Below are 410 nucleotides of genomic sequence, written 5' to 3'. Positions count from 1 at the left end.
ATTGCTGAATAAGATTGAGCTTATTCGCGATGAAGTGATTGCCAAAGGAGATAGCAAGATTAATGAGCTATTGGATAAGTATCCTGAACTTGAGCGTCAAAAAATGCGCCAGATGGCGCGCCAAGCAAGTAAAGAAGTAAAAGCTGAGAAGCCAGGCAAAGCCTACAAAGAACTATTTCAGTATTTAAAAGAAGCCATTATGCCTTAACTCTATTATTGTTGTTCTGGCACAACCCAAAAAGGCGCTGATGCGCCTTTTTGCTTATGATTAGGGCCTGTTTACCTTTCAAGTTTGTTTTTGCAGCAGTTTGATTGGTATTTATACAAGGCAGAGCCTGCGTAGCATAGTTATTCTATGTGAGTCAGGCGAGAACACAGTAGAAATACTAATCAAGCGCTGCCCTTTTTTT

General features: G+C 40.2%; 1 protein-coding gene. It reads left to right on the top strand.

Annotated elements, in window-relative coordinates:
* Positions 1-208, top strand: a 208-nt coding sequence (locus tag CWC03_RS22825; protein ID WP_138583794.1) for a dual-action ribosomal maturation protein DarP, incomplete at its 5' end; no start/stop codon positions are given.
* Positions 209-410: the final 202 nt, after the last annotated feature.

This window comes from Pseudoalteromonas sp. S2755, assembly GCF_005886535.1.
Taxonomy (GTDB): Bacteria; Pseudomonadota; Gammaproteobacteria; order Enterobacterales; family Alteromonadaceae; genus Pseudoalteromonas.
This window is presented reverse-complemented; position numbering and strand designations above follow the sequence as displayed.